Annotated in this window: 19 protein-coding genes and 1 pseudogene; 18 read left to right on the top strand and 2 right to left on the bottom strand. The window is 42.5% G+C overall.

Annotated elements, in window-relative coordinates; all coding sequences use genetic code 11:
- Nucleotides 1-52 precede the first annotated feature (52 nt).
- The 18 genes and pseudogenes from HWX64_RS11075 (at nucleotide 53) to HWX64_RS10990 (ending at nucleotide 21,986) form a co-directional block, all read left to right on the top strand.
- Nucleotides 53-976 carry a MoxR family ATPase gene (locus HWX64_RS11075; protein ID WP_175989489.1) on the top strand — a complete coding sequence of 308 codons (924 nt, stop codon included), beginning with the start codon at nucleotides 53-55 and terminating at the stop codon, nucleotides 974-976.
- Nucleotides 973-2,073 (top strand): DUF58 domain-containing protein, encoded by a 1,101-nt coding sequence (locus HWX64_RS11070; protein WP_175989488.1) that lies wholly within the window; start codon nucleotides 973-975, stop codon nucleotides 2,071-2,073. The genes HWX64_RS11075 and HWX64_RS11070 overlap by 4 nt, the downstream gene beginning before the upstream one ends.
- 22 nt (nucleotides 2,074-2,095) lie before the next feature.
- A complete protein-coding gene (locus HWX64_RS11065) occupies nucleotides 2,096-2,557 on the top strand; it encodes a hypothetical protein (RefSeq protein WP_175989487.1) in 462 nt (153 codons plus the stop codon).
- A 472-nt stretch (nucleotides 2,558-3,029) separates the two neighbouring features.
- Entirely contained in the window at nucleotides 3,030-3,530 is a 501-nt protein-coding gene (locus HWX64_RS11060) for an RNA polymerase sigma factor (RefSeq protein WP_175989486.1), read from the top strand.
- On the top strand, nucleotides 3,527-4,261 hold the full coding sequence (locus tag HWX64_RS11055; protein WP_175989485.1) for a hypothetical protein: 735 nt from the start codon (nucleotides 3,527-3,529) through the stop codon (nucleotides 4,259-4,261). Before HWX64_RS11060 ends, HWX64_RS11055 begins: the two co-directional genes overlap by 4 nt.
- A 90-nt stretch (nucleotides 4,262-4,351) precedes the next feature.
- Nucleotides 4,352-5,206 (top strand): ABC transporter permease subunit, encoded by an 855-nt coding sequence (locus HWX64_RS11050; RefSeq protein ID WP_175989484.1) that lies wholly within the window; start codon nucleotides 4,352-4,354, stop codon nucleotides 5,204-5,206.
- Nucleotides 5,203-6,210, top strand: a complete 1,008-nt coding sequence (locus HWX64_RS11045; protein ID WP_175989483.1) for an ABC transporter permease — start codon at nucleotides 5,203-5,205, stop codon at nucleotides 6,208-6,210. Before HWX64_RS11050 ends, HWX64_RS11045 begins: the two co-directional genes overlap by 4 nt.
- 401 nt (nucleotides 6,211-6,611) lie before the next feature.
- Nucleotides 6,612-8,126, top strand: a complete 1,515-nt coding sequence (gene amyS / locus HWX64_RS11040; protein ID WP_175989737.1) for an alpha-amylase — start codon at nucleotides 6,612-6,614, stop codon at nucleotides 8,124-8,126.
- A gap of 152 nt (nucleotides 8,127-8,278) precedes the next feature.
- Nucleotides 8,279-8,611, top strand: coding sequence for a MazG nucleotide pyrophosphohydrolase domain-containing protein (locus HWX64_RS11035; RefSeq protein WP_175989482.1), 333 nt, complete (start codon nucleotides 8,279-8,281; stop codon nucleotides 8,609-8,611).
- Between the two features lie 314 nt (nucleotides 8,612-8,925).
- The gene (locus tag HWX64_RS11030) at nucleotides 8,926-9,942 is read left to right on the top strand and encodes a LacI family DNA-binding transcriptional regulator (RefSeq protein WP_175989481.1); all 1,017 of its coding nucleotides are present in this window, start codon (nucleotides 8,926-8,928) and stop codon (nucleotides 9,940-9,942) included.
- 137 nt (nucleotides 9,943-10,079) lie between these two features.
- On the top strand, nucleotides 10,080-12,197 hold the full coding sequence (locus tag HWX64_RS11025; RefSeq protein WP_175989480.1) for an amylo-alpha-1,6-glucosidase: 2,118 nt from the start codon (nucleotides 10,080-10,082) through the stop codon (nucleotides 12,195-12,197).
- A gap of 45 nt (nucleotides 12,198-12,242) precedes the next feature.
- The gene (locus tag HWX64_RS11020; protein ID WP_175989479.1) at nucleotides 12,243-13,490 is read left to right on the top strand and encodes an ABC transporter substrate-binding protein; all 1,248 of its coding nucleotides are present in this window, start codon (nucleotides 12,243-12,245) and stop codon (nucleotides 13,488-13,490) included.
- 160 nt (nucleotides 13,491-13,650) lie between these two features.
- Nucleotides 13,651-14,550, top strand: coding sequence for a carbohydrate ABC transporter permease (locus HWX64_RS11015; RefSeq protein ID WP_175989478.1), 900 nt, complete (start codon nucleotides 13,651-13,653; stop codon nucleotides 14,548-14,550).
- 13 nt (nucleotides 14,551-14,563) lie between these two features.
- Nucleotides 14,564-15,394, top strand: a complete 831-nt coding sequence (locus tag HWX64_RS11010) for a carbohydrate ABC transporter permease (protein WP_175989477.1) — start codon at nucleotides 14,564-14,566, stop codon at nucleotides 15,392-15,394.
- A 1,052-nt stretch (nucleotides 15,395-16,446) separates the two neighbouring features.
- Nucleotides 16,447-18,780, top strand: a complete 2,334-nt coding sequence (gene helD, locus HWX64_RS11005; protein WP_175989476.1) for an RNA polymerase recycling motor HelD — start codon at nucleotides 16,447-16,449, stop codon at nucleotides 18,778-18,780.
- A 173-nt stretch (nucleotides 18,781-18,953) separates the two neighbouring features.
- Nucleotides 18,954-20,177: pseudogene (locus tag HWX64_RS11000) on the top strand (Bcr/CflA family efflux MFS transporter).
- Between the two features lie 535 nt (nucleotides 20,178-20,712).
- Nucleotides 20,713-21,033, top strand: a complete 321-nt coding sequence (locus HWX64_RS10995; RefSeq protein WP_175986392.1) for a transposase — start codon at nucleotides 20,713-20,715, stop codon at nucleotides 21,031-21,033.
- On the top strand, nucleotides 21,030-21,986 hold the full coding sequence (locus HWX64_RS10990) for an IS3 family transposase (RefSeq protein ID WP_175989736.1): 957 nt from the start codon (nucleotides 21,030-21,032) through the stop codon (nucleotides 21,984-21,986). Before HWX64_RS10995 ends, HWX64_RS10990 begins: the two co-directional genes overlap by 4 nt.
- 448 nt (nucleotides 21,987-22,434) lie before the next feature.
- Here the strand turns inward: HWX64_RS10990 and HWX64_RS10985 are convergent, their stop codons facing one another.
- Together HWX64_RS10985 and HWX64_RS10980 are read right to left on the bottom strand one after the other, a co-directional pair.
- Entirely contained in the window at nucleotides 22,435-23,532 is a 1,098-nt protein-coding gene (locus tag HWX64_RS10985) for an MBL fold metallo-hydrolase (RefSeq protein ID WP_175989475.1), read from the bottom strand.
- Nucleotides 23,533-23,666: 134 nt separating this feature from the next.
- The gene (locus tag HWX64_RS10980; protein WP_175989474.1) at nucleotides 23,667-24,377 is read right to left on the bottom strand and encodes a DUF3784 domain-containing protein; all 711 of its coding nucleotides are present in this window, start codon (nucleotides 24,375-24,377) and stop codon (nucleotides 23,667-23,669) included.
- Nucleotides 24,378-24,449: the final 72 nt, after the last annotated feature.

The following is a 24,449-nucleotide window of genomic DNA, read 5'->3' as shown; positions in this document are numbered from 1 at the left end:
AAAATAATGTTATAATTTTAATGTTCAGAATAAAAGGAAAAGGGGTGGGCAAATGCTGCAGAAGATTAAAGAAAATGTAGCGAAAGTTATGATTGATAAAGACAAGGAGATTGAGCTGATGATTGTTGCTCTCTTGAGTGATGGTCATGTCTTGCTTGAAGATGTACCGGGAACCGGCAAAACGACGATGGCGAAGTGTTTTTCAAAAAGCATCGACGGTACGTTCAACCGGCTGCAGTTTACTCCAGATACGCTTCCCTCGGATATAGTGGGTCAGGAATACTTCGATGTGAAAACGAGTGATTTCAAAGTCCGAAAGGGTCCGGTTTTCAATAACGTGCTTCTCATCGATGAAATCAATCGGGCTGTCCCGAGGACCCAGTCTGCACTCCTCGAACTGATGGAAAAGAAACATGTCACACTAGGAGGGGTAACCTATCACTTACCAAAACCCTTTTGTGTCATTGCCACGCAGAATCCCTATGACTCCATTGGTACCTTCCCATTACCGGATGCACAGTTGGACCGTTTCCTCCTCACGATCAGACAAGGATATCCGTCTCCTGAAAAAGAAAAAATGATGCTAAGGAGGTTCCGTTCATCCAACCCTCTTGAAATCATCGAGAGTGTGATTTCCACCGAAGACATCATCCAGTTGAAGCAGAACGTAAAGGATGTCATCGTCTTGGAAGAGATTGAGGATTATTTGATGGACATCGTTCAAAAGACGCGGCACCATAAATATGTAGATATAGGGGTGAGTCCCCGCGGGTCCCTTGCTTATATGAGGGCTATCCAGTCGAGGGCTTTCCTATACGGAAGGGATTTCAGCACGCCTGAAGATGTAAAGGAACTGGCGCTGCCTCTCTTAGCACACAGGATTTCGTTGAATGTGGAAGGGGAAGTGAAGACCTCGAAGGAAGCGATCATACACGAAATCCTTGACAGCACTTCTGTTCCGGTCGAAACACCATGAAGTTTCATAAAGAACCGCCCTTTATCTTTTCACCTCTTGTCTTGATCTTGAACGTGATCCTGCTCATTATCACTAGTTTCGCAGGGTATACCAATCTTGTATTTCTCTTCTCTATGATTATTTCTTTGGCACTATTCTCGAGGTTGTATCTAAACCTACAGGTTAAGAAGATTTCCTGGAGTATTAGAAAGTACCATGACGCATCAAGCATCGATGAATTCGTCAAATGCCAAATCGAAATTCGGAACGATTCTGCTCTACCTATGTATCGCATAAAGATGAACATAGAGAGCAGGAGCGAATATGAACTTGTCTTTACGGAGGGAGATGATGAAAGCAGCATGTACTCCATATCCTTGGATCTACCCGCGAAATCACAAAAAACGATCACCGTCACACTTAAAGGGAAAGGAAGGGGGATCCATCGGTGGAGTAACCTTGAATTTCTAGTGAAGGATCCGCTGTCCTTCCAAACCTATCGTGTAGAAAGCGTGAAGAATGACCTCCCGTCATTCAAAGTCCTTCCCCGGATAGGGAAGATCCATGATTTGAAGTTGAAATCCATGCTTCAGGGGTATAAACAGACCTATTACTCTTTGTTTCTGGATGAGACGAGCATCATAGGGACCAAAGAGTATGAGAATGAAAGTTTCAGGCATATTCACTGGCTTGCGACCGCCAAAGAGAACAAGCTTCTCGCGAAAAAATATCAAAAAGTCCACGGGGATGTCTATTCCATCTTCCTAAACATGGTCGGAAAGGGTCAGTTTCACCTCCGGAAAGACATGGAGGAGTTGATTGAATACACCGTGTCGGTCTGCCTCTACCTGATAAAAGAGGGATGCAAGGTGGAACTGTGGGTCAACTATGCGACCGAACATCATGACATAATGCGCCTCAAGAACGACCTCGACCGCACACAACTGAGGAAGTTGATTGAGACACTTGCACTCATCAACTCCACCGGGAGATTTCTCTCAACCGAACGATTCTTCCAACATTCCTTGAGGGCAAAAGACAATAAATCACTCGGCTTGATCATCGGTACTCCGCCTGAGCCGACCAGGCGTGAACAGCTTCTGCACATCAAGCGTTAACCGGTAAGGGAAGGAGGATATCATGATGAAAAAAATAGGGATAACATTTCTTTTTCTTCTCATCTGTGTAGGTGCGGGCATGGTATTGATGAATGTCTTTAATGTAGCGACTGAAAAGATCAAAGCATTTTACCATGTAGAGGATCCCGATAGAGAGTGGGTTTTCGATCCGACCCCCTGGAGTGGAGGATCGCATGATAGACGTCTCGATGAGCCAATTGTAGGTGAAAAATTACCTTGGTTTGTGGACCCTTTTTCGGGTGAAGATGGAAGTGGGAATGGTTTTATGAATGCGGTAAAGAAATACGGGATTTATGGAATTCTCTCTGTTGTTTTTCTCTTCTGGTATATCCGTTACAAACAGAAAAAGCGGAAAGATAAAGAAGAAGTTATGCCGGAATCAGATCAAGCCAGGTATGCTGTTAACTCAGTGGATTACAAGATACAGAGGAAGAATCACTCATCCTTTCCGAGGAAAAACTGAACGAGATCCGCCAAATGCTGATGGATTGGGAGAGTCATTTGAACACTCTAAACAGAAAAAGGAAACACGAAACAATCCAAGAGTGGTTCAAACGCATAAAAGGTCCGACTGAAATCATACCGGTCTATGAAAAGGTCCGCTACGGTGGGAAACAATTTACTTCCCAGGAATTGAACCTCTTAAAGAATTTCTTAAGATAGTAATTTTATGATGGAGCCTTCAGCAACATCGCTAATGCCAGGGGATGCCCCAAAACATCCGGGGGAGTTGGTTTTGGGTTGTTCCATCACTTGAAAATCTTATTGAGGATGAGTGGGGATTTTGAAATAATTGGTATTAAGAGAATGGAAGCGGCGCATTCACTTTAAAGGGATGCGTTTTTTATTTTAAAAAATTGTACGAAAAAAGTGAAATAAAAAATGGTTTGTTTCGACTCATTAATAAGTGTGCACATGGGTGGGGGTTTCGTTAGATGTCAGGCAACAAGATTTCCGACTGGTATTATCAATATAATAAGGATATTTATCATTTTTTGATTTATTATACAGGGTCTGCTGATAGTGAGGACCTTGTTCAGGAAGTGTTTTACCGTGCGATAAAAGGAATTGACCGTTTTCAAGAGAATTCCAGCCCGAAAACATGGTTATTTGGGATTGCCAGGAATGTTGGATTAGACGAGATCAGAAAGAAAAAACGATCGAAAATCAGAAGAATACTGGAGGGCAGGGAATTCGAGGATCACAAAGAGAAAAGTCCCGAGTGTATATTGCAATTCAATGAACAAAACAAAATACTATACGAGGCAATCCACTCATTAAAAAGGAGCTACCGGGATGTCATCATCTTAAGAGGGATAAAAGAGTTTACGGTAACGGAAACAGCAAACGTATTGAATTGGAATGAAAATCAAGTAAGGATCACCTATCATCGAGCGCTAAAAGCGCTCCAAAAGAAAAAGGAGGGGCTGGTGTGATAAAAGATCATAAGGATCCACAAATTGAACAATTAGTCGGTGAAATTAAAGCCTTGCCCCAACCAAATTATGAAAAGCACTTCCATCCAGATACGCAGGAGAAAATACATCAAAATTTAATGGAATTCACAAAGAAGCAGAAAAACAAACATTCCATTAAAGATAAACTGCAGCCTTTCATCCTGAGTATGGCGGGTATAGCTGCGTTGTTGATCGTTATCTCGTTTGTTATTCCATTAAATCTTCTCACCCAAAATAATGCAGGCAGTAACGATGAATTTCATTTCTCTGGTAATGTATACAATCTTCCTAATCAAGTTGTCATTAAGGGACTGAGTGATTTACCTGAAGGAACGATTATTACGGTTGAAAAATCAGGGAAGGATGAAAATTCATTTGTCTTTGAAGATGCTGTGGAGGTTGATAACGAAGGATCGTTTCAAATTGTGACTGAACGCGTGAAGAGGGATAAGGAATTTCTGATCAACGTCATCATTTATCCTCATGTTCAATCCCAACCCGTTCAAAACATCTTGGGAGATCGGGGGGAGGCATTGAAAAATGTCATAAATACAAAAGGCTTCTTTAAATACCGCTTTAATGGGAACGACTACTATGGGCTGAAGTTGATGGGAGTAGCGTATAGAGTTGATACGAATGAGTATCATCTTCTTCCAATCGAACTTAGGGGAATCGAAGACATCGAGGAGTATTTAGATAGAAAACGGTGATAGGGTATGGGTATGATCGATCAGGGTTATGTTAAGTTGAACAGGTAGGGGGCTGAAGCAGCTGAATTATTTATGAATGGAGGGGGATCAATGAGAACTGTCATTAAGTTGGCTGCTGAGCCGTTGTTAATCATTCTAGGGATTGTGCTGGTCAGTGCGACATCAGCCATATTTGAGTCCCAGACATCTTACTGGGATAGTCTGCTGGGTGTTATGAAAGAGATCGTCTCGCCGCAGGAACTTGTGTATATCAATCCGGTGTCTGAGATTGAAAGAGATATTTTTCCGATCATATTCATTGCCTTTTTTAGCAGTGCAAGGATTTTGTTTAGTGCATTGGCCATTGCCATCATAAACTCTCTGGTTTTACTTATATTCTACTTCTTTGCAGGAGAGTCGTTTAAGCGACTTATCAAATTTTGTTCCGTAGTCTTCAGTTCATTGCCTGACATCTTCATTATCGCGGTTCTTCAACTCTTCGTTATATTGTTCTTTAAAAGCACAGGTGTCTTGTTGATCGATGTAGCATCAACCGGGGAAAATCAATTGATCCTGTTTCCGGCTGTGACACTGAGTATATTACCCACTTTTTTCTTCTTAGGGTTGTTGGTCTCATTTTTAAAAGAAGAAGAACATTTATCATATGTTGTGCTGGCGAAGAGCAAGGGCTTGAACAAGTATAGTATTTTGTTTATCCATATGATTCGGAATATCCTGATCAGTTTAACGTATCACGGGAAGCAAATCATCTGGATGATGTTATCCAACCTATTAATTTTGGAATATCTATTTAATGTGTTTGGCGTTACTTCTTTTTTGTTTTCGTATAATTCTCCTTCCATCTTTGCGATTACTGCCATCCTGCTCTTTATCCCCATCTATATTTTACTTAAGGGCCTTCAATTTGTAATTAAGAAAAGGATTGGAAAGGAGATGAGTTTATGAGGGGAATCAAAACTAAAATCCTGGTGACAATTTCTATAAGCTTTATTCTGCTGTTCGTTTTAGGCAGCCTGACATTTAACATATTGTTTGAAGGTAAAATTCCACAAACGCTGCTGGAGTATAGTCAAGAAGGGAAGATTACGGGAAAAGCTCCCTTCGGTCCTTCGATAGAGCACCCGTTTGGCACTGATCGAAATGGGTACGATATGTTTTTTAAAGTACTGCAGGGGGCACAGTATACTCTTGGTGCGGCTGTCGTTATATCCCTGCTCACTTTTGTAGTCTCCTTTACCTTCGGTGTCATGTGGGGATTCATGAAATCTGCTAATCAATTTATTTCTCAAACCGTTTTATCATCGTTATACTTCATCCCGCAATCCATCATTGCATACAACATCTTATTTCCTCTACTATGGGAGCCGCCGGGAGGTTTTGAGACGACCTTTTCAGAAAGAGTGCTGCTGACCGTTTTGACTCTGGCCCTGATCACCGTCCCCACTACAGCAGTATTAATCTCCAACGAGACAAGAGAAATACTGAAAAAAGAATTTATAGTAAGTGCAAAGGTGTTGGGGGGCAGCAAGGTATTCCTTTTTAAAAAACATGTCATGCCTCACTTGAAGTTAAGGCTTTTTATCATTTACCCTAAAATTGTTATACAAGTGTTATTGATAATCGCCCATCTAGGGTTCTTCCAGTTATTCTTTGGCGGCACGGACGTTTGTTATGGCCCCTTTTGTGATCCTCCCAAACCAATTGTTCAGGAGTGGTCCGGACTCATGGCGATGAATTTCGATGAACTTTTTAATGCATGGTGGATTTTTATGGCACCTATGCTGTTTTTCTCTTTGACGGTTCTTTCTTTGAATGGGATAGCAAGAGGGTTGGAGGCTTTGTTGGATTATAACGTTGCAATTAAGAAGGTGCAAAAAGAAGAGGTGAATCATTCAACCCCTATTAATAGAGGAGTTACTTTAGAAGATTTCAGGAGAATGAATGGGTAGAGACAGGGGGACGGATTCCCCGTTTCTTTCCAAAAAATGAACGATTTCTATAATCAGTAGGGGGCGGCTAAATCCATTCAAATAAGTTTTACCCCTTATTACCCAGGTTCAGTTCATTCAATCGACGCTCCTTATTTTCAAGCCAATACCACCGGTGCTTAAGGTGTGAGAAAGAGCTTTTTCCCTAAAGCTTGTCTAATCTTTCTACGGAAAATCATAGATCTAACAAGAACCCGGCAAAAACCAAAGGGTTCTTTTTTATGCTCTTTTTTAAAAATATTCATCTAGTTATAAAAGAAAGAAAATTCTAAAAATATAAGTGTAAATATGTTAACCTGAAGTTGTGCAAGCGCTTTCACAACATTTAGGGAGATGATGATTTGAAGTTTAGCAGAAGATTGATGATCCTGGTGGCTGCCGTACTTTTACTTATTCCTGCTGCGCCTCTTCAGGGCAACGCAAGTACGAATGGTACCATGATGCAGTACTTTGAGTGGTACTTGCCGAATGATGGAGAACATTGGAACCGGTTGAATGGTGATGCATCACATTTAAAAGACATTGGGATCAGTGCAGTATGGATTCCCCCGGCTACAAAAGGATCTTCCCAATATGATGTGGGGTATGGTGCCTACGATTTATATGACCTCGGTGAATTTAATCAAAAGGGAACGGTCCGAACAAAATATGGGACGAAGCAGCAATTAAAAGATGCCATAAATTCTCTTCATCAAAATGGTGTTCAAGTTTATGGTGACGTAGTGATGAACCATAAAGGAGGGGCGGATCATACACAGTCCGTCACTGCTGTGGAGGTCGACCCAAACAACCGAAACAATGAAGTGTCCGGGGACTACCAAATTGAAGCTTGGACAGGTTTTGATTTTACCGGCAGAAATAACATTTATTCAGATTTCAAATGGCAGTGGTATCATTTTGACGGAACAGATTGGGACGAATCGAGACAATTGAAAAGAATCTACAAGTTTAGGGGTACAGGCAAGGCCTGGGACTGGGAGGTGTCCAGTGAAAAAGGAAATTATGATTATCTCATGTATGCCGACGTTGATTTTGATCATCCAGAGGTGATGGAAGAGCTCAAGAACTGGGGCACCTGGTATGCCAATGAATTGAATTTAGACGGCTTCCGCTTGGATGCTGTAAAGCACATCAAGCACTCTTATCTGCAAGACTGGGTCACAACCATCCGGAATAATACGGGTAAAGAAATGTTTACCGTAGCAGAGTATTGGCAGAATGATTTAGGAGCCATTGAAAACTATTTGTCGAAGACAGGACAGACCCATTCAGCTTTTGATGTTCCTTTACATTACAATTTCCATTACGCTTCTAACAGCGGCGGCAATTATGACATGCGAAACATCTTGAATGGGACCCTTGTTGCCAGCCAGCCGACAAAGGCTGTTACAATCGTAGAGAATCATGACTCCCAGCCTGGACAGGCGCTGGAATCAACGGTCCAATCCTGGTTTAAACCATTGGCTTATGCCTTTATTCTTACTCGGTCACAAGGATATCCAACCCTTTTCTACGGAGACTATTATGGTACACGTGGTGATACCTCATATGAAATTCCTGCTCTGCAAAGTGAATTGGATCCCATTCTGAAAGCCAGGAAGAATTATGCCTATGGTAATCAGCATGACTATATCGATCATTGGGATATTATCGGATGGACCAGAGAGGGAGACAGCAGCCATGCGGACTCCGGTCTGGCAACATTGATCACAGACGGCCCTGGAGGAAACAAGTGGATGTATGTAGGCAAAAGAAATGCAGGGGAAAAATGGGTGGATACAACAGGAAACAATCCAACCGAGGTAATCATCAATCATGACGGCTGGGGAAACTTTTATGTGAACGGAGGCTCCCATTCGATTTATACACAACAATAAAAGTAAAACCAAAAAAGCAATCAATGCGTGGGTGATTGCTTTTTTTAATATATTCTTTAAGGTTATGACAATCAATCTGTTAAAGGAAAGGAAATAAGCTGCTTTTTGTTGAATAGGTAATTAGAAGAATAATAGTAAAAGTGAGGATCCATATGAAGCAAATAACATTCCATGAGTTACAAAGCTACCTGGCACTAAAATACAAAGAGGGGCGATCTTCCTCTGCATTGTTTATGAAACTAGTAGAAGAAATTGGCGAGGTAGCAGAGGTGCTGAACCGGTTAGAAGGTCGAAAAGCAAATTCAGGGAGTACTTCTTTAGAAAAAGAGATAGTTGATGTCATTCACTACGCCGTGGCCATTGCGAGCATCAATGATATTGATTTAACAAAGGCCATTATTGAAAAGGATAAACTAGCTGCAATGAAGTATAATCAATCTCCGAATTTAGAAGATTTTTTAGTGAAGCAAAATCAGGAACGTTAGCATACTTAACAGAAAAAAGGGAAGCAAGTGGACGGTTCCAAGTCAAAAAGTAGTAATAGAACCGTTCCCATGATTTCCTTGTGATGGTTGCGGCTGCTTTGGGGTTACACAGAAATAGGGATTTATAGGTGTAGAGTAGGGAAAGGGAAAATAATCCTTTTCTTATACTTCCGGACTTTACTGACCTGGTCAAGCATATGAAAGGTACTTGATCAGGTTTTTTGTGGAATTTTCAAAAAAATAGGTTGCAACCGTTTTCACCTTATTGTATAGTCAAGTTATAAATAATCCGAAACGTTTTGGGAGATGTCTAAGTGACTACTATCAAAGATATTGCGAGACATGCAGGAGTATCTGTGACGACCGTATCCAGGGCCTTGAACGGATACTCGGACGTAAACGAGAATACGCGTAAAAGGATTGCTCAAGTAGCGAAGGAACTGAACTACAGCCCTAATTCATTGGCCAGGAGCCTGGTAATGAAGAAATCCCAGACGATTGGTCTCCTGGTTTCAGGTTTTACAAAGGAAAGCGTTAAGGATAATTTTATGGTGGAGGTCCTTGCAGGAATCAATGAGTATGTTTCGGGATCGGACTATGATCTGGTTCTGTTCAACACGAATTCCTCGAAGCAAAGGGAGAAAACCTATACCCAGCTTTGTCGTGAAAGACGTGTGGATGGAGTGATCATACAAGGGATACGAACTGATGACCCTTATCTCAAGGAAGTGGTGGACAGTGATATTCCATGCGTATTGGTGGATATCCCACTTGAAGCAGAGAATGTCAGCCACGTTACAACTGATAATGTCCTGGGGGCAGAAAAAGCCGTAAAACATTTGATCTCTCTTGGTCATGAAAAAATAGGAATGATTAACGGTCATGAGTTTGCTTTTGTCAGCAAAGAGCGATTACAGGGATATCAAAAAGCTCTGCAAAAAGCAAATTACGAATTCAATCCTGATTATGTAAGGGTAGGAGAGTTCACGGAAGAGCGGGGAAGAAAAGCCGCTTATCAATTGTTGAGTAGCCACCCGGAAATTACCGCACTCTTTTGTGCGAGTGACTTAATGGCAATCGGTGCAATGTCTGCTGCCAGGGAACTCGAATTGAAAGTGCCTGAGGATGTGTCCATTATAGGATATGATGATATTCTTCTCGCTTCTTATGTAAATCCGAAGCTTACGACCATTGCACAAAATAAGTTCAGCCTTGGCTACGAAGCTGCAAGACTGTTGATCGGCCTGCTGAATAACCAGAGTGAAACGCACCGGCTTTTGATAAAGACAGAGCTTAAAGAAAGAGAAAGTACATCAAAAGTAAGAAATTAAACGTTGGTTCATGAGACCAACGTTTAATTAAACGAAAATCCGAAACGTTTTGGAAACACCAAAATTTTTTTATCTATAAACCAAAACGTTTCGGAACTATAACAATCCAGAATTAGCAAGCGGCAGGAGGAGCAGATATGAACTACAGAGTGATAAAAGAAAACAATTTATTTTTACTTACGGATGAACAGGGAGATATCGTTTCCAACCACAGCTACGGCTTGGGTTTATATAAAAATGATACTCGTTTCCTCAGTAAGTTTAATGTGCGGATTAACAAAGAGAAACCGATTCTTCTTCATTCAGATGGATCTGAAAACTACATGTCTACTATATTATCAACCAATCCACACCAGGAAGAGGATGGCAGCCTGATCCTATGGAGGGAATCAATCGAGATTGAAAGAAAACGCTTTATTTATGATGATGTACTTTATGAAACGGTAACAGCAAAGAATTATTATCCAAAGCCGGTTACATTTGACCTGAACGTCGAAATAGATGCTGACTTTAATGACATGTTTATCGTACGCGGATTCCAGACAGGAGATGTAGGAAAGCGTACTGGTCAGACGGTGGATGAAGACTCCCTTACCTTCCACTATGAAGGAGCTGATGACATCCAGCGGGCAACCCGTGTTCAATGGACTGCCGGGATGGTACCTAAGGAAGTGAAAGAGAGTGGGGAAATTACCTTCACACTTGAGCTAGATCATGAGGAATCAAATTCGATTACATTCATGATCGTACCTCTTGAAGACACAGAAACAAGATCTAACCTTTTGGGTGTGGAAGAAGCGCTGGGGCAGCTGAAGAAATCCTACAAAGGCTGGTCTGATGGGCTTGCGTCAGTCGAAACGGATTACGAGCCGCTTCAAAGGCTGGCAGACCGCGGTCTATCCGATTTAAGGGTCTTGTTGACTGACATGGGATACGGAAACTTCCCGGTAGCGGGTCTGCCGTGGTTCGGGGTTCCTTTCGGAAGAGACACCCTCATAGCGGCTCTGCAGATGATTGCCTTCCAGCCGCAGGTTGCAAAGGGTACACTCCTTACTATGGCCAGCCGGCAAGGGGCGAAAGTGGACCCTTGGAGAGACGAACAGCCAGGGAAAATCATGCACGAAATCCGTTACGGGGAGCTGGCGAATACAAACCAGATTCCATTCACACCTTACTACGGAACGATTGATGCAACACCATTATTCCTTGTGCTGCTAACGGAATATGTAAAATGGACAGGTGATGTTGATACATTCCGCAAACTTGAAGACAATGTAATTCGTGCGCTGGAATGGATCGATCAATACGGTGACCGTGATGGCGATTTATTTGTGGAATATCATCAGGAATCTTCGAAAGGGATTGCCAATCAGGGCTGGAAAGACTCCGGTGACTCCATTGTTCATCGAAACGGTGACTATGGTGAAACTCCGATTGCCCTATCAGAAGTCCAAGGATACGTGTATCAAGCAAAACAGGGTCTTGCTGCCATCTATGAAAGCCTAGGGAACGCTGACCGTACTTTCGCACTAAGGGCACAGGCAGAAAAACTTCAGGAAGCATTCGAAGAAAGGTTTTGGATGGACGATGTTGAATTTTACGCGATTGCACTGGATGGTAAAAAGGAGCAAGTAGGAACGATTACTTCCAATCCAGGACACGTCCTGTATTCCGGGATGCTCGCTTCAGACCGCGCTGCGAAAGTGAGCAAAAAGTTGACTGGTGACAAAATGTTCTCAGGGTACGGCATCCGTACGATGGGTGCAGGAGAAGCAGGGTACAATCCGATGAGCTACCATGATGGAAGCATCTGGCCGCATGACAATTCGATGATCTTACTTGGGATGAGTAAGCTCGGCTATACAGCGGATGCTAAGATCGTAATGACAGGTCTGATCAACGCCTCACAGCACTTTGAATACGACAGGCTTCCAGAGCTTTTCTGCGGATATGATGCAGCGATCGGTAAAGCGGTGAAATATCCGGTCGCATGTTCACCTCAGGCATGGGCGGCCGGCACGCCGCTGGTATTTGTACAATCACTGCTGGGTCTTTTCCCGGACAGCCTGACAAAGGAAATTGTACTGAATCCTCAGCTTCTTGATGCAATGAACGAACTGACGGTCAGAAACATTAAGATCGGTGACGGGACGCTTTCGATTTCTGTGACAAGACAGGGAGAGGAAGTTCACACGTCCATCCTTGAGAATACAACAGGCTTTGACATTGTGAAGGATGATAAGGTTACTCAATGATTTTTTAACATAAAAGAAAGTAAAAAATGAGAGGGGTAATGAAGGATGAAGAGAAAATGGATGGCTGGTTTAGGGGTTACAACGATGTTGATGGGTTCGCTGCTTGCGGGATGCGGCGGAAAGGACGAAGCGAGCTCAGACGGCAGCTCTGAGGGAGAAAAGGTTGAAGTGACGCTTGCCGGATGGGGAGGCAACCCTTCTGAACAGAAGCTGTTGAAGCAGACACTTGCTGACTTTGAAGAGAAATATCCAAACATCGACGTCAAGCATGAAGTCATTTCCGAACAGTACATGGATGTATTGAAGACGCGCCTGATCGGCGGAGAAGGGCCTGACGTTTTCTATCTGGATGCACTGGAAGCACCGGCTTTGATCGAAACCGGGGTTGTCGAACCTTTGGATGAGTATGTGACGGATGACTTCGATGTGGATGATTTCGAAAAGCCGATGCTTGAAGCGTTCCAAGTGGATGGCAAAACATATGGCTTCCCAAAGGACTACTCCACTTTAGCCCTATTCTATAACAAGAAAATGTTTGAAGAAGCTGGTGTAGAAGTGCCGAAGACATGGGAGGACCTTCGTGAAGTTTCTAAGAAACTTACTAAGGACGGTGTCTACGGATTTGGTGTCGCTCCTGAACTTGCCCGTCTTTATCATATTGCACAAGCAGGAGGCGGCGATATTGTGAAAGATAACAAAGCGAATTTTGCTTCGAAAGAGGTCGTCGATGCCCTTCAGCCAATCGTCGATCAGCATAATGAGGACAAAACATCTGCCCAGGCTTCAGAAGTAGGTGCGAACTGGGGCGGGGAAATGTTTGGTCAGCAGAAAGCGGCCATGGTCATCGAAGGAAACTGGGCGATCCCGTTCTTAGAAGATACATTCCCGGATGTGGAGTACGGTACAGCTGAACTTCCAACAATTAACGGGGAGAAAGGCACAATGGCTTACACAGTGGGATATGTAATGAACGCTGCATCTGAGAAAAAAGAAGCTTCATGGAAGCTGATTTCTTACCTGACGGATAAAGAAGGAATGGAAACATGGACCTCGAAAGGATTTGCCCTTCCGACACGTAAATCGGTTGCAGAAAAATTAGGATATGATGAAGATCCATTAAGAGGGGCGCTGGTTGCTGGTGCACCATATGCGACCGTATGGCAGGAAGGCCCGAACCTTCCAATCATCATGAATAACTTCAACAATCAGTTCATCGCCGCATTCCTTGGTGACAGGCGGCTGGATGAAGCATTGAAAGATGCGCAGAAACAAGCAAACAGTGAAATTCAATAAGTTCTAAGTGCAAAATCGTACCTGACACATTTGTTTGTGTCAGGTACATTCATAAAGAAATATTCTGTGTTCTTTCTTTTGAGGTCTGCAGCGGTGGTGACCTTTAAGGAAAGGATACAGAAATTGTTTCGACTTTCAATGATAGAAGGCAGGGATACTCATGAATAAACAATCTTCTAGGAGAAAATTACAAGATGCCGGGCAAGGATATTTGTTTATGTCACCGACACTATTTGTTCTGGCACTCTTTATCGTAGGGCCCATTCTTTATGCCATTTTTCTTTCATTCAATAAAGTTCAGCTGCTTGGCGGCACCAGTTTTGAATTTGTCGCATTTGAAAACTTTGCTAGAATCATGGAAGATAACCGGGCCATCATAGCTCTTAAAAATACAGCCAAGTACGTGCTGATTGTGGTACCGACTCAGACTGCTCTTGCGCTGGTGCTGGCAGCTACTCTGAATGCAGGTCTAAAAGGGGAGAAATTCTTTCGTATCGTTTACTTTTTACCGACATTGACTTCTTCAGCCGTTTTGACGCTGATCTTCATGTGGATGTATAACAAAGAAGGACTGATAAATAACCTTCTGGATATGGTGGGACTGCCTACATATAACTTTCTTGGAGATCCCGATATCGCGTTGAATGCAATTATGTTCATGAATATTTGGGCTACAGCACCGTTCTTTATGGTCATCTATCTCGCAGCGCTTCAGGACATTCCAGATTCATTGTATGAAGCAGCAGAACTTGACGGGGCAAATGCAATCCAGAAGTTCTTTTATGTAACGGTACCATTTCTTCGTCCCGTTACATCATTCGTTGTAATCATGGGATTGATCGGGACGTTCCAGCTGTTCGATCAATCGTACATCTTCTCGGGAGGATCGGGTGGACCGAATAACTCTACACTGACTGTCGTCCTATTAATCTATCAATATGCGTTTAAATCACTGGGAACAATGGGATATGCTGCTGCGCTTGCCTTTGCTCTGGCCTTGATCATCTTGGTGGCTACACTCATTCAACGTAAATTCTCTAAGGAAGAATCACTTTATTAAGGGGGACAGGGACATGAATTCCAAGAAAAAGTCATTCAGTAAGCGCCTACTCTATATCATCCTTGTTTTATATGCGGTGACAACGCTGGTCCCTTTCTTATGGGCTTTGTCATCCTCATTCAAAACGCTGGAAGAAATCATCAGTGGAACAATGAATTTTATTCCACGGAACTTTACTTTGGGAAACTATGAGCAGATTTTTGTTAAGCAGGAGTTATTCCCAAGATGGCTGATGAATTCACTGATCATTGCGGTAGCCGGTACGTCACTGAATATCATCTTTAACTCAATGGCAGGGTACGCATTGGCAAGACTAGCGTTTCCGGGAAAGAAAGCACTGTTCATCATCATCTTGGCGGTGCTGATGATACCGGCACAGGTAACGATGATCCCGAACTACTTAATTTTAAAAGAACTTGGCTGGCTTAACTCGTATCAGGGCATGATCGTGCCGGCGATGATCAATGCAACCTTCATATTTATGATGAGACAATTCTTTATCAACTTTCCGAAAGAGCTTGAAGAAGCCGCACAAATCGACGGCCTAAGCAGGCTGGGTATCTTCTTTAAAGTGGTGCTGCCGCTTGCAAAACCGGCTCTGGCGGCTCAGGCGATCTTCGTTTTCATGGGTTTCTGGAACGACTTCATGAGGCCGTTGATTGTCATGACTGACACTGAAATGTATACACTCCCATTAGGATTGAATACTTTCAAGGGTCAATATGTGAGCTACTGGAACTATATCATGGCCGCCTCTATGGTATTCACACTCCCAGTCCTGCTCCTCTACGCGTTCTTTAACCGATATTTCATCAAAGGAATATCCTTTACAGGCGGGAAGTAATTAAGAAGAGAGCTTCTCAGGATAAAGGATGCTGTTTTAAAGTACAAACTATAAAAAACATTGGAAAAAGGGAAGCAAATCGTAATGATTTTGCAACCCTTTTTTTATTGGATATAACAAACTTTATAAGGAATTCGGGTTCTAATTTATATATTAATTTGTTACCGAAACTGCACTAAAATTGAAGCGTTACAGAACTTTTTGTAACGCTTCAATTACGTTTTTTTACCATCTGGCTAACGTGTTAGTTTAGTCTCTAAAGTTGACAGATGTGAACATTAGGTAAATCCTTATTAACCTAAAGAACGGGTTGGGTATTTTTGGATGTAGAGGATACCTTAGCCTTTATAGAGTAATTAAAGACAAAAATAAGGGGAATTTTTCCCGTTAATCTGTTGAAGCTCGCTTTGATAGGGGTAAATAAGGGGAAAATTTACTTCTAATCTTGCCCAGAACCCAAATTTTAAGGTTTTTCAAGTAAATAGAAGTAAAACTTCCCTTTATTTTAACTGTTTTCAGTTCCATATCTTCACTAAGGGAAATTTCTCCCCTTATTTAATGAACCAATGTTACTGATGCTTTCATCTGTCTCGAGGGGTTCCGCTTTTATTCACCTTGTCGGGTAAGATTAGCTGTAAATGCATCTGAAATTACTACCACATTTTGCGGCGTAGATTGCAATTTCGTACTCCAAAACAGAACCCGTTATTCTCAGGAGACACAGGGGGATTCGGTGTATAGGTGTATGGTTCCTCAGGCTCAAAAATAGAGTCATGTTCGTCTAGACGGGTGTGTTATTTAAATAGATATTCCCTCAGCTTTATCAGGAAAATGGGTGAAGGGTTTGGGCATCCGCAAAAACTGCCTGACAAAGGAACATCCTTTCGTCAGGCAGCTGTAAATTAACTATTGATTTAGATGATGAATTGTAATAAAATAAGACAGAAACACATAAAATTGAGGAAAATAAAACATATTCCCTCAATAATAATTGTATAACAAAACTAATCGATGTGTCAACCCCGAAATTTCAACTAAAAAGGAGTGCTTGAATGAACCTTGAATATCGCCAGGAGCAAGAACGCGTGGATCGTATCATTGAGACCATTAAAGAACAAATAGTAACTCTTGAACATGAAACCGGACGGCGCCACGAAGAAGTCAATGAAATCCGCAAAAACTTTTGGGATGAAGTAAAGGTCAACACGGATACATTCGATGATTTTCTTGAGACAGTGCTAAGTTTGAGGCAGCAGGCCCAAGTATTGACTGTAAGTCAGAGCACACACCGTCAGGCGGCAAAAAAGTTATCCTCGCTGCGCCGGATGAAAGAAAAACCATATTTCGGCCGCATTGATTTTCAAGAAGACGGGGAATCGACTGCTGAAAAGGTGTATATCGGCATCGCAACGTTGACTGACAAGTCAGGTGAAGATTTTCTCGTTTATGATTGGCGGGCACCAATCTCGAGTGTCTACTATGATTATCCGCCAGGTCCGGCTGAATATGAAACGCCAGGCGGTCTCGTCAAAGGGAAAGTGGAGAAAAAGTTCCAGTACATCATCAAGGATGGCATGATTGAGTCCATGTTCGATACCAGCTTGACGATCGGTGACGAGATTCTACAACAGGTACTCGGAAAGAGAACCGATAATTATATGCACAGCATCGTTGCCACCATCCAACGAAAACAAAATCAGATCATCAGGCACGATAAAGGGCGCCTGCTCATCGTCCAGGGTGCGGCAGGGAGCGGGAAGACTTCGGCTGCCCTCCAGCGGATTGCGTACTTGCTATACAACTATAGAGGCAGCCTTAACGCTGACCAAATCATCCTATTCTCTCCCAATGCCATGTTCAACAGCTACGTATCAAATGTGCTCCCAGAACTGGGCGAAGAAAACATGGAACAGGTGACTTTCCAGGAATATTTGAACCATCGATTAAGCGCGGAATTCCAGGTCGAGGGACCTTATGAACAATTGGAATATGTATTGAACGAGACAGGGGACTCTTCATACCTGACGAGGACAGCGAGCATTCGATTCAAGGCATCCACCCTTTTCTTTGAAGCAATCAAATCGTATAGGCAGTCTCTAGAATCCTCCGGAATGAGGTTTAAAGGAATCAAATTCAGAGGGGAATCGATTGTTACAGCTGACAGGATCAAAGAGCGATTTTATGAGTACGATCCTTCCATCAAATTTCACAATAGAATCGAGAAGCTGACAGACTGGCTGAATGGGGAACTCGACAAAGCAGAGAAGATTGAACGGAACAAGCCGTGGGTGGATGAAAAAATCGAACTGTTGAGTAAAGAGGACTACCAGAAGGTTTATAAGCACTTACAGAAATCAAAAGCATCCAAAGAAGATTCGTATGACGACTATGATGGGGAGCATGATGCACTTGCACGTTTGATTGTACGCAAGCGTTTCAAGCGGCTGCGTAAAAAGATCGATAGGCTTCAGTACGTTGATATTAAAGGGATTTATCATCAGCTTTTTGCAGATACGTCCGCTATCGCCTCCCTGATGATCGGTGAAACTCCGAAGGAATGGGAGGATATTTGCCATTTGACTTTGAACATGTTGTCAGAGGGGAAATTGTTCTATGAAGATTCCACTCCATTCCTGCTATTGAAGGAGCTGATTCTTGGCTTCCAGACGAATACTTCAATCAAGCATGTACTCGTTGACGAAGCACAGGATTATTCTCCGTTTCAATTCGAGTTTCTGAAGAGGCTGTTCCCATCTGCGAAAATGACGGTGCTCGGCGATTTTAATCAGGCAATCTTTGCGCACGCGAGGGAACAAGTGGATTTCAACATATTGACTGGCCTGTATGGGGCTGATGAAACCGATGCGATCCAGCTGACCCAAAGTTACAGGTCGACCAGGCCGATCATCGAATTCACGAGGGAGCTGGTACCGGACGGAAGGAACATCACTGCATTTGAACGTGAAGGCGAAAAGCCTGTGGTGACGATAGTGGATAATCACCATGAACTTCATCGCCAAATACGATTGAAAGTGGATAAACTGCGGAAAAGTGCGTACCATTCAATCGCAATCATATGCAAATCAGCTGCCGAAAGTGAAACTGCCTTTATGAGATTGAGTGAAATAAAGGACCTCAAGATCATGAAAACCGGTTCACTTGAATACGAACAGGGAGTGGTTGTCATCCCGTCTTATTTAGCTAAAGGGATTGAGTTTGATGCCGTCATCATATATGATGCATCATCCCGTCAATACGGGGACGAGGGCCTTCGCCGCTTATTCTACACTGCTTGTACAAGGGCCATGCATGAGCTGCAACTGTTCAGTGTAGGGGAACCGACTCCTTTTATCGAAAACAAAGAAACATACAGCCTTGAAAAGTAGCCGGTTCATTTTCTAAGGCCCGTCCCAACGTGCTTTAACGCGTTAAAGATCTGTTGGGCGGGTTTCTTTTTTTCTGCCCAAGACAAATACTTTGTAAACACCTCATTCCTCTGCTAGAATCAACAAAGATTTAGTACGTTGAAAAGCGATCATCAGAGAAAGGTGTATATTTCATGAATCAACAACCAACCGGTAAAGAACGGATCGGGTTCGCGTTTCTTCTGGGAATGCTCGGGATCCTCGGTCCACTCAATATTGATATGTATCTGCCAAGTTTTCCCGGGATAGCTGCTGACTTAAACGCCAGTGCTTCAATGGTGCAGCTCAGTCTGACAGCGTGCTTGATCGGTCTCGCGATCGGGCAGATCGTCATTGGACCTATCAGTGATGCAAAGGGGAGAAGGAAACCTCTATTAATCTCTATCTTTCTATTTGCGTTATCTTCTATATTATGTGCGCTCGCACCGAATATCCTGGTGCTGATTGCAGCACGTTTCATTCAAGGATTCACTGCTTCAGCGGGAATCGTCCTTTCCCGTGCAGTGGTTCGTGATGTGTTCAGCGGAAGGGAGCTGACGAAATTCTTCGCCTTGTTGATGGTGATCAATGCCACGGCGCCGATGGTTGCTCCTATTACAGGAGGGGCTATCCTGCTTCTGCCGTTTGCTTCATGGCATACGATTTTCTATTTTCTTGGTTTAGTAGGTTTCGTGATTGTTGTGACAATCGCCATCAAATTGAAGGAAACACTCCCTCCTGAATAAAGGATCCCGAGTTCAATCGGTGCCTCACTTAGAACGATGGGGAGTCTGCTGACGGATCGTTCGTTCGTCGGCTATGTACTGACAATTGGACTCATTCATGGAGGTAGCTTCGCCTATGTAGCAGGTACTCCGTTTGTGTACCAGGGGATTTACGATGTATCGCCTCAGGCGTTCAGTATCCTATTCGGCATCAATGGGCTGGCGATCATTTCGGGCAGTTTCATGATCGGACGATTCAGCGATATCATCCCGGAGAGAAACCTGCTCCGAATCGCCGTGATCACTGCTGTATGCGCCACTTCTGTCCTGTTGATCGCCACCATCATACAAGGACCCCTGGCAACACTCGTGATTCCGATTTTTATTTACATGACATCAATGGGCATGATTCTGACAAGCACCTTTACACTTGCTATGGAAAAACAAGGCCACCGTGCAGGGAGTGCGAGCGCCATGCTCGGCATGCTGCCGCTTGTAGTCGGTTCATTAGTAGCGCCGCTTGTCGGGATTGACGAAACAACCGCTGTACCGATGGGGGCTGTGTTATTTTCGACTTCGCTTCTTGGTGCCGCTGCATTTTTCACACTTACCAAGCGGAACGAAGGGAAAGGTTCGCTGCCAGGTGTTGAATAAATTCTCGGAAAAATAGACATGAAAAGTAACGGGTTCTTTTTTAGGTTCAAATTATAAAAGACATTGGAAAAAGGGAAGCAAATCGTAATGATTTTGCAACCCTTTTTTTATTGGATATAACAAGCTTTTTAAGGAATGGGGGTTCTGATTGTATATTAATTTGTTACCGAAACTGCACTAAAATTGAATCGTTAAAGAACTTTCTGTAACGCTTCAATTACAATTTTTTTATAATCTGGCTTATGTGTTAGTTTAGTCTCCAAAGTTAAAAGATGTGAAAATTAGGTAAACCCCTATTAAAGGAACAGGATACCTAATCCTTTATAGAGTAACTAAAAACATAAATAAGGGAAAATTTTCTCGTTAATCTGCTGAAGCTTGCTTGGATAAGGGTAAATAAGGGGAAAATCTTCTTCTAATCTTGCACAGATCCCCAATTTTAATGTTTTTCAAGTAAATACTATTTAGCCCCTTTACTCTTTTGGACACCTACTTCTATAGATATTAAGATAGAAGTATCAAAGGAGGAGCCAAAATGAGTAAACGAAATGGACCAATGGAAGAAGTGAAAAAACAATACGTTCGCATGGCGCTGGAATCAGGTAATATGGCTTTTATCGCTAGGAAAACAGGAGTCAATCAGTCCACTCTTAGTAATTGGGTAAAGCAGTATCGTGATGAGATTGAAGCTGAGATGGAAAAAGAGGGTGTAACTCCTCTATCCAAGTCTTCTTCTGAAAGTGATATCCAGAAGAAATACGATCATGCCATGAAATTACTCGGTGAGAAGGAACTTGAAGTTACGATGCTTAGAGAAATGCTAAAAAAAAAGTTTCCGGACTTTCCGAGCGAATAGCCTTTGCCCATGAATGGATCCAGGCTGGTTTTCCTGCCAAACGTGTTTTAAAGATTGCTTCCGTAGGACGTTCAACGTATTACTATAGGGTTTCTAACCCCACTGTGAAACGGGAAACCACGGGGGGAAGACCAATCCCTGGATTCTCCATGAACACCAAAGGAAAGAGAGTTAAAGATTCTTTAATAAAGAAGTACTTAATGAAATTGATTGATGGTGAATCAGCTGTATATGGGTACCGTAAGCTGACAAGGGCCTTAAGAAAAAAATACAAACTAATCATTAATAAAAAGAAAGTCTACAGATTGTGTAAAGAGCTAGATATCTTGATGCCTCAAAGAGAAAAGAACCCAAAATATCCTAGAAAACTAGCTAGAAACCGTTCTGTTAATGGTCCTAATCAGTTATGGCAGCTAGATATTAAGTATGGGTATGTGCTTTCTTCAAGGCGTTATTTCTTCCTGGCTAGTGCCATTGATGTCTACGATCGTACGATCGTAGGTCATTACAGAGGTACTGTGTGCGAAGCCAAACATATCACCAAAATGCTTCAGAAGGCTATTATGAAACGAAATATTCATATCCCCGACTCTGAAGATCAAATAGCTGATAACTCCACTAAACTAATTATCAGGACTGATAACGGTCCACAATTCTGTAGTCATCATTTTCAGGATTTTTGTAAGGAACAAATCGTGATTGAGCACGAAAGGATCCCACCGAAGTCACCTAATATGAATGCTTATATTGAGTCTTTTCATAGTGTACTGGAACGAGAGTGTTATCAAAGAAATGAGTTTATAAACTTTGAACATGCTTATAAAAAGGTCGATAATTATATCCAGTTTTACAATGAAGAACGATATCACGGCAGTTTGATGGACTATTCACCAAAAGAGTATTTTGAGAAATATATGGACAATCAAGTAAAACCAATCACATTAACCATGTGACCTCAATGTTTTTGAACAGGTTTCCTGTTTGAAAACATTGAGGCCAGCAAGCGAAAGCGCGGTAGAAAGATGAAAAACTAAGTAACCCTAAGAAAAGTGGAGTATGTGTCCAAACTTAGGGGGTTAAACCGAATAGAAGTAAATTTTCCCTTTATTTTAACTGTTTTCAGTTCTATTTCTTCATTAAGGGAAGATTCTCCCCTTATTTAATCATCCAATGTTACTGATTCTTTCATCTGGATTGGGGGGATGCTTCGGGTATGATTAGCTGTAAATGCATCTGCAATGACTACCACATTTTGCGGTGTAGATTACAATTTCATACTTCAAAACAGAACCCGTTACATGAAAAGACCCCTCCTCAATTCTGGAGGGGTCTTTTCAAATTGGTGAACTTACAACTTATATTATTATAGCCCATTGATAACATTCCGTAGGGGAAATTCTTCTATTTCTCCGGTCCTTCCTCCCACCACTTCAGTGCAGGGAACGGACCCTCATGAACGAATACGGTTTCCCCGATCATCGGTGTAACAATCCTGACGCCTTCTTTCTCCGCAGCCTTCGTCACACGCTTAACAGGATCCGTCCATTCATGAAAGGACAGAATGAAAGCGCCCCAATGAATGGGCAGCAAGAGAGTGCCTTTAACATCCATATGAGCTTGAACGGTTTCCTCTGGAAACATGTGAATAGGTGCCCATCTCGAATCATATTGGCCGCATTCCATCAGGGAAAGGTCGAATGGACCATAACGTTCACCAATTTCTTTGAAATGAGGTCCGTACCCGCTGTCTCCGCTGAAAAATATACTTGATTCCTTTCCTTGTATGACCCAGGAACACCACAAGGTGCTGTTTCGGTCATGCAAGCTTCTTCCGGAGAAATGCCTTGCCGGTGTTGCTGCCAAGCAAATACCGTGAAATTCGTATTCATCCCACCAATCAAGTTCTATGATCTTGTCAGGGTCAATGCCCCAATGCTCAAGGTGACTTCCCACTCCAATCGGAACAAAGAATTGGTGGACCCGCTCACGGAGTTTTTTTATCGTTCCGTAATCAAGATGGTCATAATGATCGTGAGAAAGAATAACGGCATCGATTTCTGGGAGAGCTTCCAATGAAAAGGGTAATGTTTGGCTGAATCTCCTGTTTCCCAAAAACGGGAAAGGGGACGGGTCATTCCCAAACATGGGATCAAGGAAGAGGTGTTTGCCGTCAATCTCGATCATACAGGCAGAATGGCCAAACCACGTGATGTTCGTTTTGTTATGAGGATGATTCAGTGCAGGGAAGTCTGTGATCGGGAGTGTATGCTTTGGCTTTCGGTTTGCATCTTTCTTGAACAGATCCCGAATCATGGTGAAGGAAGACTTCCAATCTGTTTTCATAGAAGCGGGCATGGGATTCTTAAATGATCCGTTGAAGTACTGTGATGAAGTTTGTACTTTACTTTTAGATGGCTTCTGCCCAAAAGCAGGGTGAAATTTCAGAAGTAAATAGACTGCCGTGATTATCATACATAAAATGAGCAGAGCAGGTATCATGCCGGGAATCCCCTTTTATTAGTATTCAAATCTATATATAACTATCTCAAATAATGATAAAGGTGTCCAAAATTAAGGGGCTCTAAGGTGTAAGGACTTGAATTAAGCTGATTTGAATAATGATGGATGTGGGGTTAACCTGCTAATTCTTCATACCATGCTAATGTTTCCTCAGGCGAGCCGCCATTAATGAACACATGTTGGTCCCCGACTTTTATATAAATATATGGTGACTCCTTTTTTATGAACAATAGGCTTCTTCCGTACTCTTTCACCTTAAAAACACCCTTTGCCTTCGTTGAAAGTCCGAATCCGTTGATTTTCCACGTGACTTCCGGCATTTCATCGAGCAATGTAACTTCTTCGATGTCTTCTATTTTCCACTTATCCCCGTACATGCCGGTAATCTCAAAAGAATCTTTGGCAACAATCAACTCATTTTTTTGATAGCCGGCAAAGGTGAGCCCCCCGATCATACCAAACACAACGAGCATTAGGAGGGAACTGATCCAGTAGCTTCGCTTTCTTTTACCAGGGACTTCATAGCGGGATAAATAAGTCATTCCGCCCATCAGAAAAATCATCATGAAACCGAATTGCACTTCCATCGTGTAGGTGAAGGAAGTGAAGGCAAGAGGGAGCAGGAAAAGCATTCCGGCTGCGGTCAAGATCAGTAAAGTACCAATCTTTTGCGGATACCCGTTCTTGATTAGATATTCTTTTTCTTCCTCCCGTCTGTCTAAAAATCCGGAAATCAATCCATACATCTTTTTAACCCGAATCGCCCAGCCCAGTAGTAAGAATAACGCGATAACAAATAATTGTATTCCGATTAGGATGCCCATATTTTCCCCTCCAGAGTGAGTTACCTTTAGTAATAGATACGGTATTCAGATGAATTTGGTTTCATCTTAGAA

It is taken from the genome of Bacillus sp. Marseille-Q1617 (genome assembly GCF_903645295.1).
Taxonomy (GTDB): domain Bacteria; phylum Bacillota; class Bacilli; order Bacillales; family Bacillaceae_B; genus Rossellomorea.
This window is presented reverse-complemented; position numbering and strand designations above follow the sequence as displayed.